Source organism: Caulobacter sp. SLTY (assembly GCF_009905535.1).
Classification (GTDB): domain Bacteria; phylum Pseudomonadota; class Alphaproteobacteria; order Caulobacterales; family Caulobacteraceae; genus Caulobacter.
In genome coordinates this window covers 40593-55889 of the sequence record NZ_JAAALA010000015.1, presented here as the reverse complement: position 1 = coordinate 55889, position 15297 = coordinate 40593, and the positions used below count along the sequence as shown (strand labels likewise).

General features: G+C 67.2%; 18 protein-coding genes. 5 read left to right on the top strand and 13 right to left on the bottom strand.

Annotation, left to right across the window (positions count from 1 at the left end):
- Positions 1-369 precede the first annotated feature (369 nt).
- The 3 genes from purS to GVN21_RS10530 form a co-directional block, all read right to left on the bottom strand.
- The gene (gene purS, locus GVN21_RS10540) at positions 370-606 is read right to left on the bottom strand and encodes a phosphoribosylformylglycinamidine synthase subunit PurS (RefSeq protein ID WP_166574695.1); all 237 of its coding nucleotides are present in this window, start codon (positions 604-606) and stop codon (positions 370-372) included.
- Positions 606-1364 (bottom strand): phosphoribosylaminoimidazolesuccinocarboxamide synthase, encoded by a 759-nt coding sequence (gene purC / locus GVN21_RS10535; protein WP_166574694.1) that lies wholly within the window; start codon positions 1362-1364, stop codon positions 606-608. Before purC ends, purS begins: the two co-directional genes overlap by 1 nt.
- Before the next feature lie 115 nt (positions 1365-1479).
- Positions 1480-1917 carry a nuclear transport factor 2 family protein gene (locus GVN21_RS10530; RefSeq protein ID WP_166574693.1) on the bottom strand — a complete coding sequence of 146 codons (438 nt, stop codon included), beginning with the start codon at positions 1915-1917 and terminating at the stop codon, positions 1480-1482.
- 75 nt (positions 1918-1992) lie between these two features.
- Here GVN21_RS10530 and GVN21_RS10525 point away from each other — a divergent pair, with 75 nt between their 5' ends.
- Positions 1993-2310 (top strand): DUF1476 domain-containing protein, encoded by a 318-nt coding sequence (locus tag GVN21_RS10525; RefSeq protein WP_166574692.1) that lies wholly within the window; start codon positions 1993-1995, stop codon positions 2308-2310.
- A gap of 7 nt (positions 2311-2317) precedes the next feature.
- Here GVN21_RS10525 and GVN21_RS10520 read toward each other — a convergent pair whose 3' ends face one another.
- Genes GVN21_RS10520 through GVN21_RS10505 form a run of 4 tightly spaced genes read right to left on the bottom strand, consistent with a single transcriptional unit; the run spans position 2318 to position 7046 of the window.
- Entirely contained in the window at positions 2318-2821 is a 504-nt protein-coding gene (locus GVN21_RS10520) for a DNA-deoxyinosine glycosylase (protein ID WP_166574743.1), read from the bottom strand.
- Positions 2818-4128 (bottom strand): adenylosuccinate lyase, encoded by a 1311-nt coding sequence (gene purB, locus GVN21_RS10515; RefSeq protein ID WP_166574691.1) that lies wholly within the window; start codon positions 4126-4128, stop codon positions 2818-2820. Before purB ends, GVN21_RS10520 begins: the two co-directional genes overlap by 4 nt.
- A gap of 35 nt (positions 4129-4163) precedes the next feature.
- Positions 4164-5546, bottom strand: a complete 1383-nt coding sequence (locus GVN21_RS10510) for an MFS transporter (protein WP_166574690.1) — start codon at positions 5544-5546, stop codon at positions 4164-4166.
- Positions 5547-5585: 39 nt separating this feature from the next.
- Positions 5586-7046 (bottom strand): MFS transporter, encoded by a 1461-nt coding sequence (locus GVN21_RS10505; RefSeq protein ID WP_166574689.1) that lies wholly within the window; start codon positions 7044-7046, stop codon positions 5586-5588.
- Positions 7047-7145: 99 nt separating this feature from the next.
- Between GVN21_RS10505 and GVN21_RS10500 the strand changes: the two genes are divergently transcribed.
- A complete protein-coding gene (locus tag GVN21_RS10500) occupies positions 7146-7763 on the top strand; it encodes a glutathione S-transferase family protein (RefSeq protein ID WP_166574688.1) in 618 nt (205 codons plus the stop codon).
- A gap of 26 nt (positions 7764-7789) precedes the next feature.
- Positions 7790-8908 carry a zinc-binding dehydrogenase gene (locus tag GVN21_RS10495; RefSeq protein WP_166574687.1) on the top strand — a complete coding sequence of 373 codons (1119 nt, stop codon included), beginning with the start codon at positions 7790-7792 and terminating at the stop codon, positions 8906-8908.
- Position 8909: 1 nt separating this feature from the next.
- Here GVN21_RS10495 and GVN21_RS10490 read toward each other — a convergent pair whose 3' ends face one another.
- From GVN21_RS10490 to GVN21_RS10465, 6 genes are all read right to left on the bottom strand, one after another.
- Positions 8910-9275 carry a hypothetical protein gene (locus GVN21_RS10490; protein ID WP_166574635.1) on the bottom strand — a complete coding sequence of 122 codons (366 nt, stop codon included), beginning with the start codon at positions 9273-9275 and terminating at the stop codon, positions 8910-8912.
- 68 nt (positions 9276-9343) lie between these two features.
- A complete protein-coding gene (gene radC / locus GVN21_RS10485) occupies positions 9344-10072 on the bottom strand; it encodes a DNA repair protein RadC (RefSeq protein ID WP_166574686.1) in 729 nt (242 codons plus the stop codon).
- Positions 10073-10114: 42 nt separating this feature from the next.
- The gene (locus GVN21_RS10480; RefSeq protein ID WP_240902860.1) at positions 10115-10819 is read right to left on the bottom strand and encodes a class I SAM-dependent methyltransferase; all 705 of its coding nucleotides are present in this window, start codon (positions 10817-10819) and stop codon (positions 10115-10117) included.
- An 8-nt stretch (positions 10820-10827) separates the two neighbouring features.
- Complete coding sequence (gene map, locus GVN21_RS10475; RefSeq protein ID WP_166574685.1) at positions 10828-11649, bottom strand: type I methionyl aminopeptidase; 822 nt, start codon at positions 11647-11649, stop codon at positions 10828-10830.
- 71 nt (positions 11650-11720) lie between these two features.
- Positions 11721-12245: an RDD family protein gene (locus GVN21_RS10470; RefSeq protein WP_166574684.1), complete on the bottom strand. Its 525-nt coding sequence runs from the start codon at positions 12243-12245 to the stop codon at positions 11721-11723.
- Between the two features lie 110 nt (positions 12246-12355).
- The gene (locus GVN21_RS10465; RefSeq protein WP_346764247.1) at positions 12356-13960 is read right to left on the bottom strand and encodes a lytic transglycosylase domain-containing protein; all 1605 of its coding nucleotides are present in this window, start codon (positions 13958-13960) and stop codon (positions 12356-12358) included.
- Positions 13961-14159: 199 nt separating this feature from the next.
- On the opposite strand from GVN21_RS10465, the gene GVN21_RS10460 reads away from it, so the two are divergent.
- Both GVN21_RS10460 and GVN21_RS10455 read left to right on the top strand, forming a co-directional pair.
- Positions 14160-14627 (top strand): MarR family transcriptional regulator, encoded by a 468-nt coding sequence (locus GVN21_RS10460; RefSeq protein WP_166574682.1) that lies wholly within the window; start codon positions 14160-14162, stop codon positions 14625-14627.
- A gap of 16 nt (positions 14628-14643) precedes the next feature.
- The gene (locus GVN21_RS10455) at positions 14644-15291 is read left to right on the top strand and encodes a glutathione S-transferase family protein (RefSeq protein WP_166574681.1); all 648 of its coding nucleotides are present in this window, start codon (positions 14644-14646) and stop codon (positions 15289-15291) included.
- Positions 15292-15297: the final 6 nt, after the last annotated feature.

Below are 15297 nucleotides of genomic sequence, written 5' to 3'. Positions count from 1 at the left end.
TGAGCGGGGGTGCGTTGGACCAGCGGTCGCGGTCGAAGACCAAGTAGGAGCGTTTGAAGTCAGACGCGTTGGGATCCCAGTCCAGACGGAAGTGTACCTCGTCGCCATTCCAGGTGATGCTATCGACGTCGCGCCGAGACATGAGGCCCAGCAAGACCCCGCCTCCCGGACGAGACGCGCAGCCCACGACGAGGCGCCCCTCATAGCGAAGTTCGCCGCGAGTTCCGCAACTGAGGACCAAGACAGCGGCCATCTCGAACTCGTCGCGATTGGCATCAAAGAGCGCGAGCGCATCATCCTCGTCTCGTCGCCCCACGCAGGCGGCGACTGCCAGAAGGCAAACAGCCAGAACGAGGGACCGCTTAGGCGTCACGCCACCTCGATGCGGTAGCTTTCGATCACTGTGTTTGCGAGCAGCTTGTCGCACATCGCCTTGACCTCGGCCTCGGCCGAAGCCTTGTCGCCGCCGACCTCGAACTCCAGCACCCGGCCGACCCGCACGCCGGAGACGTCGGCCCAGCCCAGGCCGTGCAGCGCGTTCTCGATCGCCTTGCCCTGGACGTCGAGGACGCCCGGCTTGAGGAAAACGTGGACGGTGGCCTTCACTAGTGCAGTCCCCCTTGGATGACGGTCGGCATGTCTTTCATGATCCCGAGGCGGCGGGCCACCTCGGCGTAGCTCTCGATGACGTCGCCCATGTCACGGCGGAAACGGTCCTTGTCGAGCTTCTCGTTGGTGACCGAATCCCACAGCCGGCAGCTGTCGGGGCTGATCTCGTCTGCCAGGATGATGCGGGAAAAGTCGCCTTCCCAAATGCGGCCGAACTCGATCTTGAAGTCCACCAGGGTGATGCCGACGCCGCTGAACATGCCGCTCAGGAAGTCGTTCACCCGCAGGGTGGTGGCCATGATGTCATCAATGTCCTGGGTGGTCGCCCAGTTGAACGCGGTGATGTGCTCTTCGGCCACCAGCGGGTCGCCCAGCTCGTCGTTCTTGTAGCAGAACTCGATGATCGAGCGGGGCAGGGGGGTGCCTTCCTCCAGGCCCAGGCGCTTGGACAGGCTGCCGGCGGCGATGTTCCGGCAGATCACCTCCAGCGGGATAATCTCGACTTCCTTGATCAACTGCTCGCGATGGTTCAGCCGCTTGATGAAGTGGTTGTGCACGCCGATCGCGTTCAGCTTGGTCATCACGAACTCGCTGATGCGGTTGTTGATGACCCCCTTGCCCTCCAGCACGGCCTTCTTCTGGGCGTTGAAGGCGGTGGCGTCGTCCTTGAAGTACTGGATCAGGGTGCCGGGCTCGGGACCCTCGTACAGGATCTTGGCCTTGCCTTCGTAGATCTTCTTGCGGCGGGTGGTCATTCGTCTCCCCTCGGGGGGTGCGGCGCGGCGGAACGAAAATCGCGCGCGGGCGAGGGCCAGCGCGCGGGGTCCGACTCGCGTCCGCGAGGATGGTTGGTCGAGGCGGAACCTACTCTCAAAGCGTCGGCAATGAAAGGCCGGGGCGCTCGTTGTCCCAGATCATCGAGATGATCTTCCAGGCGCCGTCCTCGCCCTTGAACAACTGGATGGAATTGATGCCGCGGCGCTCGGGGACCAGGTCGGTCGGGTCGCGCTTGGCTTCATACAGGCTCCAGACATGGGCCATGTTGCCGAACACCTCGACCTGGCGACCCAGCTCGACCTCGAAAAAGGGCTCGACGTCGAAGAAGGGGGTGGTGTTGGCCCGGTATTCCTCCAGCCCCATGATCACGATCCAGGGCTTTCCGTCGTCTCCCACGCCGGTGCGCATCTGGCGCGCCTCGGGGTGGAAGTAATCCGCCTGCAGAGCCCAGTCGCGCGGGCCGGCCGGGCCCGAAATCATGGCGTACATTCCGTCCACGACGTCCCCGATGGCGATGTCGTCATTGACCATGGAGGCTCCGGTTGTCATTGCGGGCCGGCGCGCCGCGCGGTATGGACCGCGCCGCACCCAGAGTTCAGGACTTCTATGACCACCTTCGACGATCGCGAAAAGGGCTTCGAGCGGAAGTTCGCCCTCGACGCCGAACAGGAATTCAAGGCCTCGGCCCGGCGCAACCGGATGCTGGGCGAATGGGCTGCCGGCCTGATGGGGCTGGAGTCCACCGAGGAATACGTGCGGGCCGTCGTGAAGTCCGACTTCGAAATGCCGGGCGACGAGGACGTACTGCGCAAGGTCTTCGGCGACCTGAAGGGCTCTGGCCTCGACACCACCGAGGGCGAAGTCCGCATGAAGATGGACGAACTGCTGGCCCAGGCTCGCGAGCAGATCAAAACCGGCGGCTGATCGCCTTCTAAGCTTCAGCAAGACCTAGCGGCCGCCTGAGCTCAGCCCAGGCGGCCGCCTTGCGTTCGAACGCCAGGGTGTAGGCCGGGCTGGAAGAGGGCAGGGCGAATCGGGCCAGGTCCGGCCGCACGTCGGCCAGCGCCTTGGCGCCAAGCTTCGTCGCCGTTCCTCCGTTGAAGGCGATGGCCTGGAGGTCTGGGAGTTCGGAGATCAGGCCCGGCAGATCGTTGGCGCGCTCCTCGCGGATTGCGCCGTCCAGGCTGCCCGGCCGGTGCGCCTCGGCGATCACGTCCCACAGGGCGATGTGGGCAGCTTTCAGGGCTTCCAGGCGGGCTTCATAGGCCATCGCCTGCAGATCGACGCCGATCACGCCGCCAACCAGCCGCCAGAAGGCGTTCTGGGGATGGCCGTAGTAGCGGCTCTGGGACAGGGAAGCGTCGCCGGGCAGGCTGCCGAGGATCAGCAGACGCGCGTCAGGCGCATAGACCGGCGGGAAGCCAGCCTTCCTCAGGCGTCGGCTCCGAACACCCGGGCGAAGATCGTATCGACGTGCTTGAAGTGGTAGCCGTTGTCGAACAGGGCCTCGAGCTCGGCGTCACTCATGTTGGCCGAGACGAAGGGGTCGGCCTTCAGGAAGTCGATGAACCGGCCCTCGCCGCGCCAGACCTTCATGGCGTTGGACTGCACGGCCGCATAGGCCTCTTCCCGCGACACATCCTTCTGGGTCAGGGCAAGCATGACCCGCTGGCTGTGGACTAGGCCGCCCAGGCGGTCGAGGTTCTTCAGCATGTTCTCGGGATAGATGACCAGTCGCTCAATCACCCCGGCCAGGCGGCGCAGGGCGAAGTCGAGGTGGATGGCGGCGTCCGGGCCGATGCCGCGCTCGACCGAAGAGTGGCTGATGTCGCGCTCGTGCCAGAGGGCGACGTTCTCCAGGGCCGGCACTACGGCCGAGCGAACCAGGCGAGCGAGGCCGGTCAGGTTCTCGGTCAGGATCGGGTTGCGCTTGTGGGGCATCGCCGAGCTGCCCTTCTGGCCGGGATCGAAGGGCTCTTCGGCTTCCAGCACCTCGGTGCGCTGCAGGTGGCGGATCTCGACGGCGAGGCGCTCGATGCTGCTGGCCACCACGGCCAGGGCGGCGAACCAGGCGGCATGGCGGTCGCGAGGGATGACCTGAGTCGAGACAGGCTCGACGGCCAGGCCCATCTGGGCGGCGACATGTTCTTCCACGCGCGGATCGACGTTGGCGAAGGTGCCGACCGCGCCGCTGATGGCGCAGGTGGCGATCTCCTCACGAGCGGTCTCCAGGCGTTTGCGGGCCCGTTGGAACTCGGCGTAGTGGCCGGCCAGCTTGAGGCCGAAGGTGGTCGGCTCGGCGTGGATGCCGTGGCTGCGGCCCGTGCAGGGGGTGAGCCTGTGTTCCAGCGCCCGGCGCTTGAGGGCGGCCAGAACCAGGTCGACGTCCTCCAGTAGCAGGTCGGTGGCGCGGGCCATCTGCACGGCCAGGCAGGTGTCCAGCACGTCGCTGCTGGTCATCCCCTGGTGCAGGAAGCGGGCTTCCGGCCCGACGATCTCGGCCACATGAGTCAGGAAGGCGATGACATCGTGCTTGGTGGTGCGCTCGATCTCGTCGATCCGGTCGCTATCCCAGACGGCGTCGCGGCCGCCGTCCCAGATCGCCTTGGCGGCTTGGGCCGGGATCACGCCCAGCTCCGCCATCTTGTCGGCGGCGTGGGCCTCGATCTCGAACCAGATCTGATAGCGGGTCTGCGGCGACCAGATGGCCGCCGCCTCGGGACGGGAATAGCGCGGGATCATGGGCGCCTAGTGGCTCCCATGCCCCGCGCTGTCAACTATCCCACCCAGTCCTTGCGCAGGGTCTTCCACGCGAACAGGAAGTGGACGGCCGCCCAGAGGTAGCCGAACAGGCCAATGAAGATCGACCAGCGCAGGCCGAACTCCGAGCCGACGGCGCAGGCGGCCTTGTTGGCGTCCAGGATGGTCTTGCCACAGTCGGCGACGGTCAAGCCCGCCGCCTGCAGGTTCATGCCGGCCAGAACGTCGCTCAAGGCGCCGATGGCCGGCGGGCCCAGGCCGTAGCCGAGCAGGTTGACGATGAACAGCAGCACCGCCGTGGCTGTTGCGCGAACGCGCGGCGCCACGATGCCCTGCACCGAGGCGTACATGCAGCCCAGGTAGAAGTAATGGGTCACCGCCCCGACGATCATGAACGGCACGCCGATCCACAGGTTCGGCGCCGCATAGCCGACGAGGTAGAAGGGCGTGGCGATGAAGAAGCCCAGGGCCGGCAGCCAGGCCAGGGCGTTGGGGTGGCGCTTGATCATCCGGTCGGCCAGCCAGCCGGCGAAGAAGGTGCCGAAGGCGGCGGCGATGCCGAGCACCACACCGGACAGCTGCGAGGCCTCCAGGCGGCTCAGCTCGTGCGTCCGGATCAGGTAGGAGTTCAGGTACTGACCAACACCGTAGCCGACGAAGGAGGCGACGGCCGAGCCGAGAGCGACGTGCCAGAAGGTCGGCTTCTTGGCGAGGATCTTGAACGCGGAGATGAAGCCGGGCGCCTCGACCTTGGCCGCGCCGACGCCGCCGCGCTCAGGCTCCTTGATCGTCAACTTGATGACGATCGCCAGCAAAAGTCCGGGCAGCCCGAGCACCAGGAAGGCTTCGCGCCAGCCGAAGTACTCCAGCATCAGGCCGCCGCCGATCGCCGCCAGCATCGAGCCCACTGGCACGCCGAGGGCGTAGATCGAGATGGCCGTGGCCCGACGATCCGCGGGGAAGTAGTCGCTGATCACCGACTGGGCAGGCGGGGTGCAGCCGGCCTCGCCGACGCTCACCCCGACCCGGGCCGCGAACAGGGTGGCGTAGGAAACCGCTACACCACACAGGGCGGTCATTCCGCTCCAGAGCGCCAGGCAGATGGCCAGAATGGTCATCCGGTTGTGCTTCTCGGCCAGGCGGGCGATCGGGATGCCGAGGAAGGTGTAGAGCACCGCGAAGGCAGGCCCGCCCAGAAGGCCCAGCTGCAGGTCGGTCAGGCCAAACTCCAGCTTGATGTCCTCCTGCAGGATGGCCACCACCACCCGGTCGATGAAGTTGAAGGTGTAGACGGTTAGCAGCGCCATCAGCACGTAGGCGCGATATCCCGGCGTGCCTTGGCCCGGATAGGGCGCCGGCGTCTCCGCCGCAGGTGCGGCGCCCTCGACAACTTCGGTCATTCTCGTTCCTTCCCTGGCGCGCCCCCGCGCCGTTTTGATCTAGCTGACCATCTCTTCGCGGATCGTCTTGCGAGCCAACCAGAAGAGGGCAAAGGCGAGCACGTTGAAGGCCATCGACACGATAAGGGCCCAGCGGAGTCCCTCGGCCTCGGCGACGCCGCAAGCGGCCGCATTAATGTCCAGCATGGCCTTGCCGCAGTCGGCGGCCACGAGGCCGGACTGCTGCAGGATGCCGCCGGCCCAGAGATCGCTGAGGATACCGACGAACAGCGGCCCAAGACCCAGCCCGACCAGGTTGATGATGAACAGCAGCACCGCCGCGCAGGTCGCCCGCATCTGCGGCTGCACGATGCTCTGGGCGGTGGCGTAGACCGGGCCGTACCAGAGCGAACCGATGATGGCCGGCAGAGCCAGAAGGAGCAGCGCCCCTGTGGCGCTGGGGATCGAGACCGCGGTGATGTAGATCGGGATAGTGATCAGCGAGGCGATGGCCGGGACGACCACATAGGCCCGCAGGTCCCTGGCGCCCAGCTTGTCGGCGATGACTCCGCCCAGCCAGACCCCCAGCACGCCCGCCGTCCCGCTGACCACGCTGAGCGCGACGCCCACCGTGCCGATCGGGCCGATGGAGAAGCCGGTAAGGCCGGTGATCCAGGCCGACAGCTCGGCGATCTGGTCCGCGTGACTGCGGAAGAAGAAGCTGGCGGTGAACGGCGCATGGCCGTAGCCGATGAAGGCCTTGATGGCGGCGGCGAAAGCGATCAGCCAGAAGGTCTTCTTGGAGACCAGAACCCGCATCGCCTCGCGCAGCGGCACGCTAGCCGTGGCCTTCGCGGCCATGATGGCGGACAGCTTCTTTCGCGGCTCGGGCAAGGTGAAGATGGTCAGCACGGCGAAGAACAGGCCCGGCGCGCCCGCCACCAGGAAAGCGGCCCGCCAGCCGTAGGCGTCGGCGATCAGCCCGCCCATGGCCATGCCGATCAGGCTGCCGAGGGGGGTGCCGATCGAGTAGAAGGCGATGGCCGAGGCCCGCTTCTCCCTGGGAACATAGTCCGTAATCAAGGAGTGGGCGGGCGGGGTGCAGCCGGCTTCGCCGACGCCGACGCCGATCCGGGCCAGCACAAGCTGCCAGAAGTTCTGGGCCAAGCCGCAGAGCATGGTGAAGCCGCTCCATACCGCCAGCGCGGTCCCGATGATGATCGGGCGATTGGACTTCTCCGCCTTGCGGGCAATGGGGATGCCGAGGACCGTATAGAACAGCGCGAAGGCCAGGCCGGTCATCATGCCCAGCTGCCAGTCTGCGAGGTGCAGGTCCTTCTTGATTGGCTCGGCCAGGATGTTGACGATCTGCCGATCCAGGAAGTTCAGCGTGTAGATGATCATCAGGGTCCAAAGCGCGTAGCGCCGGAACCCTTTGCTGAGTGGCTCAATGCCTGGACCGTCGTCGGCGCGATCGATCAATTTGGACTCAAGCGGCGCCGGGCCGGCGGCGTCGGTCATGGGCGATTTCCTCAAACGCTTGTTCTAAACCATTGGGGCCACTAGAGCCCGGATAAGGGACGGCGCCAATACCCGTCCTTCGAACGATGGGATGCAACGATGGAACTGGTGATCGGAACCAAGCGGTGGTCGACCTGGTCGATGCGGCCCTGGCTGGCGCTGAAGCGCACCGGCGCGCCGTTCGTCGAGACCCTGGTCCAGCTGCGGGAGGTGGAGACCTCGACGGTCGAGATTCGCCGGCATTCGCCGTCCGGCCTAGTCCCGGCCCTGAAGGACGCCGGTGTGGTGATCGGGGATTCTCTGGCGATCTGCGAGTACCTGGCCGAGCGATTCCCCGAGGCGGGCCTGTGGCCGGCTGACCCGGTCGACCGGGCGCTGGCCCGGGCGGCGGCGGCGGAGATGCACAGCGGATTCGGCGCGTTGCGCCGCGAGTGCCCGATGGACCTCGGCCAGCGGATCGAACTGACCCTGTCGGAGGATGCCGAGAAGGATGTCCGGCGAATCGTCGCGCTGTGGCTGGAATTGCTGGACCGCTCGGGCGGCCCCTTTCTGCTCGGCGGCTGGGGCAACGTCGACGCCTTCTTCACCCCGGTGGCGACGCGCTTCGAAACCTATGGCGTGGATTTGAAAAACTACGGGGACGACGGGCGCGGCGAGGCCTACTGGAAGGGCCTCTTGCAGAAGCCGGAATACCTGGCTTGGCTCGCCGAAGCCTGACGCAACCTCAAACAGGAGAGACCATCATGACCACGGGCCTTGAACTGCGCTCGAAGATTACCTCGAGCGGCAAGCTCGAACTGTCGTTGGAAGAGGTAGCGATTCCCGAGCCGGCGGCCGGGCAGGTCCTCATCCGCGTTGAGGGCTCGCCGATCAATCCGTCGGACCTCGGCCTGCTGACCGGGCCGGCGGATCTGTCCACCCTGGTCGCCGGCGGAACCGCCGACCGCCCGACTCTGACCGCCAACGTCGCGCCCGAGCGGCTGCCGATGGTGGCTGCCCGCTTCGACCAGTCGATGGCCGTGGGCAATGAGGGCGCCGGCACGGTGATCGCGGCCGGGGCTGGGGCCGAGTCCCTGCTGGGCAAGAAGGTCGCCACCCTGGGCGGCTCGATGTACGCCACCCACAAGCTCTCGCCGGCCGGCGCCTGCCTGCCGCTGCCCGATGACGCCACGGCGGCCGACGGCGCCTCCTGCTTCGTCAACCCACTGACGGCGCTGTCCTTCCCCGAGACTATGCGGGCCGAGGGCCACAAGGCCATGGTGCACACGGCGGCGGCCTCGAACCTCGGCCAGATGCTGGTGAAGATCTGCCAGGCCGACGGTATCCCGCTGGTCAACATCGTGCGCAGCGCCGAGCAGGTGAAGCTGCTCAAGGAGCTGGGCGCCAAGTACGTACTCGACAGCACGACTGCCACCTTCAAGGCCGACCTTGTGGACGCCCTCGCCGAGACCGGCGCCACCATCGGCTTCGACGCCATCGGCGGCGGGCCGCTGGCCGGCGACATCCTGGCCTGTATGGAGGTGGCCCTGAACCGCACCGCCGGCGCGTACAGCCGCTATGGCAGCAGCACGCACAAGCAGGTCTACATCTACGGCGCATTGGACCTGCGCCCGACCGAGATCGGGCGCAATGTCGGCCTGTCGTGGGGCACGGGCGGCTATCTGTTGACCTACTTCATGCAGAAGGCTGGTCCCGAGGTCATGAACCGCCTCCGCGCCCGCGTCGCCGCCGAGCTGAAGACCACCTTCGCCAGCCACTACACGGCCGAGATCTCCCTGGCTGAGGCCCTGAACCCCGACACCCTCAAGGCCTACAGCCGACGGGCGACGGGCGAGAAGTACCTGATCAACCCGGCCAAATAGTTCAGAGGCCGGCCCCGACCCGGAAGGCCTGGATCGCCTCGATGCGCTCCAGGTTGACCGGGTCGGCCGCGTACTTCTTCCGCAGGCCGGGCAGGCGCGCCTTGGCGCCATCGCAGTGCTTGCGGAACGCCGCCTCGATCTGACGCCGACGATCGGCGTCATAAGGCTCCTCGCCGGCGAAATGGATGCAGGTTTCGATGTCTTCCTGGAACCGCGTCACGTCGGCCGGGTAGACGCGAGGCTGCCCGGTCTTTGGATCGATCACCGGGCAGACCTGCAGGCTGGCGTCGCAGGGCATCGGCGCCGTGTCGGCGGCGCTTTCCGGGCTTGAGGACAGCAGGACGGCGGCAAGCAGGGCGAGGAACATCGACGATCGGCTCCGGTGATAAGGGGCGGCGCGCATGATGACCCGGTCGGGGTGGCTTGGCGAGCCGGCTACATCAATCCCAGCGCCTTGAAGCTGGCCACGCCCTCGCGTCCGACGACCAGATGGTCATGCACCTCGATCCTCAGGGCCCGGCCCGCCTCGACGATCTGGCGGGTCATGTCGATGTCAGCGCGGCTGGGAGTGGGATCGCCGCTGGGGTGATTGTGGACGAGGATGATATTGCTGGCCGACAGCTCCAGCGCCCGGCGCATCACTTCCCGCGGATAGACCGGGGCATGGTCGACGGTGCCGTGGTTCTGGACCTCGTCAGCGATCAGCTGGTTCTTCTTGTCGAGGAACAGCACTCGGAACTGCTCGCGCGGCTCATGGGCCAGGGCCAGTTTCACATAGGCCAGCAGCGCGCTCCAGGAGGAGATGACGGTGCGCTTGACCACCGGCTCCCGCCCGGCCCGCAAGGTCGCCTCATGGAGGGCGCAGAGGTCGAGGGCCACCGCCTTGCCCACTCCCTTGACCGTGCAGAGCGCCTCCGGCCCCGCGGCCATCACCGCGCTCAACGAGCCGAAGCGTTCGATCAGCCGCTTGGCCAACGGCTTGACGTCGCCTTGGGGAATGGAGCGGAACAGGAAAAGTTCGAGCAGCTCATAGTCGGGCAGGGCGCCAAGGCCGCCCTTAAGCGCCCGATCCCGCAAGCGCTCGCGATGGCCGACGTGGTGCGACGGCGGCGCGGGCTCAGACCAGAGCAGCGGTGCGGCGATGTCCTGGACAGCGGTGCGCATGAGGACAATGTTCCTCAAATGTTCGCGGCTGGCAAGGGGGCGTCAGCGACGCCATTCCATCAGTACGAACCAGGGCGCCCGGCGATGCCGGGCCGCCATGCCCGGATCGCCGCCCTGGGCTGCCGGCTCGGCGAAGTGGGTCAGGGAAAGCCCATTGGCAAGACACAGCGAGAGGTAGCGACTGAGCGGGCGATGCCAGTTGCGGATCCGGATGCCCCGCCAGGCCACCCACTCCGCCCGCTCGTCGAGATAACCGTCCAAGGCATAAGCCCTTCGGCCGTCGGCCAGGTCTGACCAGCCGAGGTTCATCCCGGCCGAGACGAAGCTGTTGAGGTTGGCGATCAGTAGCCGCCCGCCCGGCTTCAGCACCCGCGTCATCTCGCCGATCGCCGCCTCAGCGTCGGGAATGTCAATCAGGGTGAGGTAGCTGACGACCAGGTCGAAGCTGGCATCCGGGAAGTCGAGCGCTTCGGCTCGGCCAGGGCGGTAGTCACCTTCTGGATCAAGCCGGCGCGCGGTGTCGAGCAGGGCGGCGGTCGGGTCGATGCCGATGGCGTCAATGCCTTCGGCCCGAAGCATGCGGCAGAACCGTCCTTCGCCGCAGCCGACGTCCAGCGCGGTCGTCGGCTGGGCGGCGCGCACGCGCTCCATCATCGGCGCGTCGAGCACGAACTCTCGGCTCCAGTCGCCTTGCGAGCCCATGCTGGCGACCCAGGCGGCCGCCGAGTCGTCCCAGCCGTCGGTCAAGGGACGGCTCAGTCGGCCTGAATCGGCGGCTGAAACTGGCCAGTGGGCGAGGCTGTGAAGATTTCGATGCCGGTTTCGGTAACGCCGACCGAATGCTCGCACTGGGCCGACAGGGACTTGTCGCGAGTCACCGCCGTCCAGCCGTCGCTCAGGACCTTCACGTGTGGCTTGCCGATGTTCACCATCGGCTCGACGGTGAAGAACATGCCGGGCTTCAGCACCTCGCCCGTTCCGGCTCGGCCGAAGTGGACCACGTTGGGCTCATCGTGGAAAATCCGGCCCAGGCCATGCCCGCAGAAGTCGCGCACGACTGAGAAGCGGTTGCCCTCGACATGCTTCTGAATCGCATGGCCGATGTCACCGAAGGTAGCGCCCGGTTTCACCTCGGCCAGACCCAGTTCCAACGCCTGGTAGGTCACGTCCACCAGCCGCCGCGCGCGGGCGGAAACCGCGCCGACGCCGTACATCCGGCTGGTGTCGCCATGCCAGCCGTCGACGATCACGGTCACATCGATATTGACGATATCCCCTTCGCGAAGGGCCCAGTCGCCGGGAATGCCGTGGCAGACCACGTGGTTGCGCGAGATACAGACGGTGTGCCCATACCCCTTGTAGAACAGGCAGGCGGGCAGGGCGCCGTTGTCCAGCACGAACTCCCGAGCCAGCCGGTCGAGCTCCGCGGTCACCACGCCGGGCTTCACGTGGGGCGCCAGCATGTCCAGGCACTCGGCGGCCAGCCGGCCGGCCCGGCGCATGCCTTCGAAGCCCTCGGGGCCGTGCAGCTTGATCTCGCCCGTGCGGGTTTCGAAGGTGATGTCGTCGGTCGTCATGGCTTGGTCCGGGGCGGGCGGTTGCGCCCTATGTCGCAATCCTACCACGGAAGTTCAATGCGGCGGCGCGATCAGTCGAAGACCCCCTCGACGTTGTTTGGCTGCAGCGACTTCAGTTCGCTGACGGGAATCACATAGGTGCCGGCCGCCATGTCGCCCAGCCGCCGCCGCTCCGAACTGCACAGCAGCACGATGCCGGCCGGGATGCCGCCGAACAGGAAGGGGTTGACCTCGATCAACCGCAACAGGGTGCGAACGATGGCCCAGCCGATGCCGGGATAGGCCCCGTCAGCCCGCAGCACCACGGTGCCCGTCACCAGCTTGCCGAGCGAGCGACCCCAAAGTCCCTCGGTGATGGGGAAGTAGGCCAGGATGATCAGTCCGGCGACCCAGAAGACCGGCTCCGGCGTCGCCTCGCCGAAGAACAGGATGGGCAGGACGATGATGCCGCCCAGCAGCAGCAGGTCGATCCAGCACCCCGCCCAGCGCCGCAGCAACATTTCGCCGGCGCTGAGGCTGCCCGCGACGCTCTTCACCGTGCGTCTGCGCGGCGCATACGGGCTGAAGGCGGCCGGATCGAGGTTGTCGATGCTCATATGGATTTCCCCCCAGCCCTGTGTCGCGCGGCGGAGGGGCGCGTTGCAAGGCGATGGAGGGGGTGGGTCAGCGATCCCCAGGTCGGCGTGGGCTCCCGGACACAGTGACCCTAGGGCGCATCGGCGGCGACCGCCGCGTAGGGTTGGGGTCCCTCGGGCAGCAGCGGGGCGGGGACAACGCCGCGCCGCACGTCGCTGGACAGGGTGATGGGCGCCTGGCCCTTGTTCAGCCGGGCGCGATAGACCTGCACATTGGACATCACGTTCATCACATAGTTCCGCGTCTCGGCGAACGGGATGCATTCCAGGAAGTCGAGCGGATCATTGTTGGGGTCGCGCGGGTCACCGCAGAAGCCGATCCACTGCACCGGACGGCCTGGGCCGGCGTTGTAGCCCGCCGCCGCCATCACATAGCTGCCGCCGAAATTGTTGGTCATCTGGCCCAGGTACCGAGAGCCGATCCGCATGTTGTACTCCGGCTCGTACAGGCGGGAGGCGTCGAACGGCACGCCGATCCGGCGCGCCACGTCGCGGCCGGTGGGGGGGATGACCTGCATCATCCCGCGGGCGTCGGCATGGCTGCGCACACGGGGGTCGAACTGGCTCTCCTGGCGCACGATGGCCAGGACGAAGGCGGTCTCGGCCCCGCCATCCACATAGGGTGGGGTCATCAACGGATAGCCCCGCTCGTGCAGAATCAGCCCGCGCTGGGCGCCCCTGCGGTAGGCGATCAGCGAGACTTCCTGCTCATCGATGCTCTGCAGGGTATCGACCAGCATCGCCAGCTCGAGCGGCGATTCCACAGTCTCACCCAGGTAGAGGCCGAACACGCGGACCAGATTGCGCTCGCCGGCGGCGGCCAGCAGCCGCAGGGCGCGGGTCGTCTCCCGGGTCTCGAACTCGACGACATCGCCGGATGTCGGCTTGGGATCGGGGATGATCACCAGCGGCCGGCCGGCCTTCTCGGCGGCCAGCTGGCCATAGAAGGTGGTGGTGTGCTCCGCGCCGGCTTCATAGAAGGCGCGCGCGCGGGCGGTGTCGCCCATCGCCTCGGCCGCCCGGCCGCGCCAATAGGCAGCGCGCGCCTTGCTGACCGGGCTCCTCACGTTCTGCTCGAGCCGCTGGAAGTGGATGTCGGCCTGGCGCGGGTCGCGCAGCTTGTTCAGCGCCAGCCAGCCTGCATAGGATTCCGCCTCGGCGAAGTCGACGCTGCCCGGCGTGAGGTTGTGGTTGCTGATCGCCCGATAGGCTGCGGCCGAGTCACCCGTGCGCAGCGCGTCGTTCATCCGCAGGCGCAGGCTGGTCAGCCCGCCGCCGCCACTCGTCGTTCCCTTGACCGCATTGTAGGGCACCGGCCCGGGGGGCAAGGCGGCCGTCTTGGCGTCCTGCAGGGCCTGGAGCCGGCCCTCGGGGCGGGGCCAGCCGGCGAAATCGGTCACCGCGCGGGTCAGCTCGGCCTCGCCAAGGTCCTTGCCCATCACATCGATAATGGCCCAGTCGATAATCCGCCGGGCGACCGGATCAGTCAGGCCGGCCTGTAGCGAGCGGGCGGTGGTCAGGTCCCTGCGCCGCACGGCCTCCAGGGCGGAGCTCAACGTGCGGGTCGGGGAGGCGGCGGTCGCATAGGGGACGGGGGCCGTGGGTGTCGTATCGGCCCCGGGACTCGGCTCCTGGGCGACACCGACGGTGAGCGCCAACGCGATCGACAGCAACACTTGGATCAAGATCGACCCCTCCCGAAATCCTCACCATGACGGGCCGGCAAGTCGCCGGCGCGGCCATGCGTTTCCTGAACGCATGTCTCAATAGCCCGCAAATGCAGCAAGGAGTGGGCCAAGCACGAAAAGTTCAGAAAGGTGTCATCCGCCCGCAGGCGGATTGACTCATTACGTTGATATCAACTTAAATAGACATATGAGCGCGCCCGCGGCCATGACCTATGACGCCACCCACCACGTGCGGGACCACTGCCTGTGCCTGCATGCCCAGCGGGCGGCGCGGGTCCTGGCCCGGCGGTTCGATGAGGCGCTGCGACCGGTCGGCCTGACCAACAGCCAGTTCTCGCTGCTCAACGCCCTCAACCGCCCGGCGGCGGCGTCGATAGGGGATGTGGCCCGCCTTCTGGGCGCAGACCGCACCACCCTGACGGCGGCGCTCAAGCCGCTGGTCCGCGACGGCCTGGCCCTGATCAGCCCCGACACGGCGGATCGCCGCGCGCGCCGCCTGGCCCTGACGCCGGAGGGGCGGGAGCGGCTGGCCCAGGCCCTGCCGATCTGGACCGCCCTGCATGCCCAAGTTGAGGCCGAACTGGCGCCCGACCAACCCGAGACGCTGCGGCGAGGTCTGCGCGACCTGGCCGCGCCGGCCCCCGATCCCTGTTGAGTAAAGGAGCGTTGCGATGACCGTCGAAGTATCCGCCTACAAATGGGTGCCCGATTTCGCCCAGGGGTTCGTGCGAGACCTGCGCGTCCGCTGGGCGCTGGAGGAGGCCGGCGTGCCCTACAGGGCCGACCTCATCGATGTGATGAACAAGGGCGCCGCCTACAGCGACTGGCAGCCCTTCGCCCAGGTGCCGGCCTATCGCGACGGCGAGGTCGAGATGTTCGAGTCCGGAGCCATCGTCATCTACCTGGCCGGCAAGCACGAGGCCCTGGCCCCGCGCGACGGCGCGGGCCAGGCGCGGGTGATCACCTGGGTGCTGGCGGCCCTGAACTCGATCGAGATCCATGTCGCCCAGCTGGGCGCCATCGACGTTTTCCACGCTGGGGAAGCCTGGACCAAGGAGCGCCGGCCGCAGGTGATCGCCGACATCACCCAACGCCTGCAGCAGCTCAGCGACTGGCTCGGCGACAAACCCTACCTGGAAGGCCGTTTCACGGCCGGCGACCTGATGATGGCCACTGTGCTGCGCGAGCTCGACCGCACCGAACTGTTGTCGAAGTACGCCAACCTCGACGCCTATCTGGACCGGTGCACGGCTCGCCCGGCCTTCAAGCGCGCCATGGACGCGCAGCTGCAGCCGTTCCGCGAGAACGAACCCGCCTGACCTTGA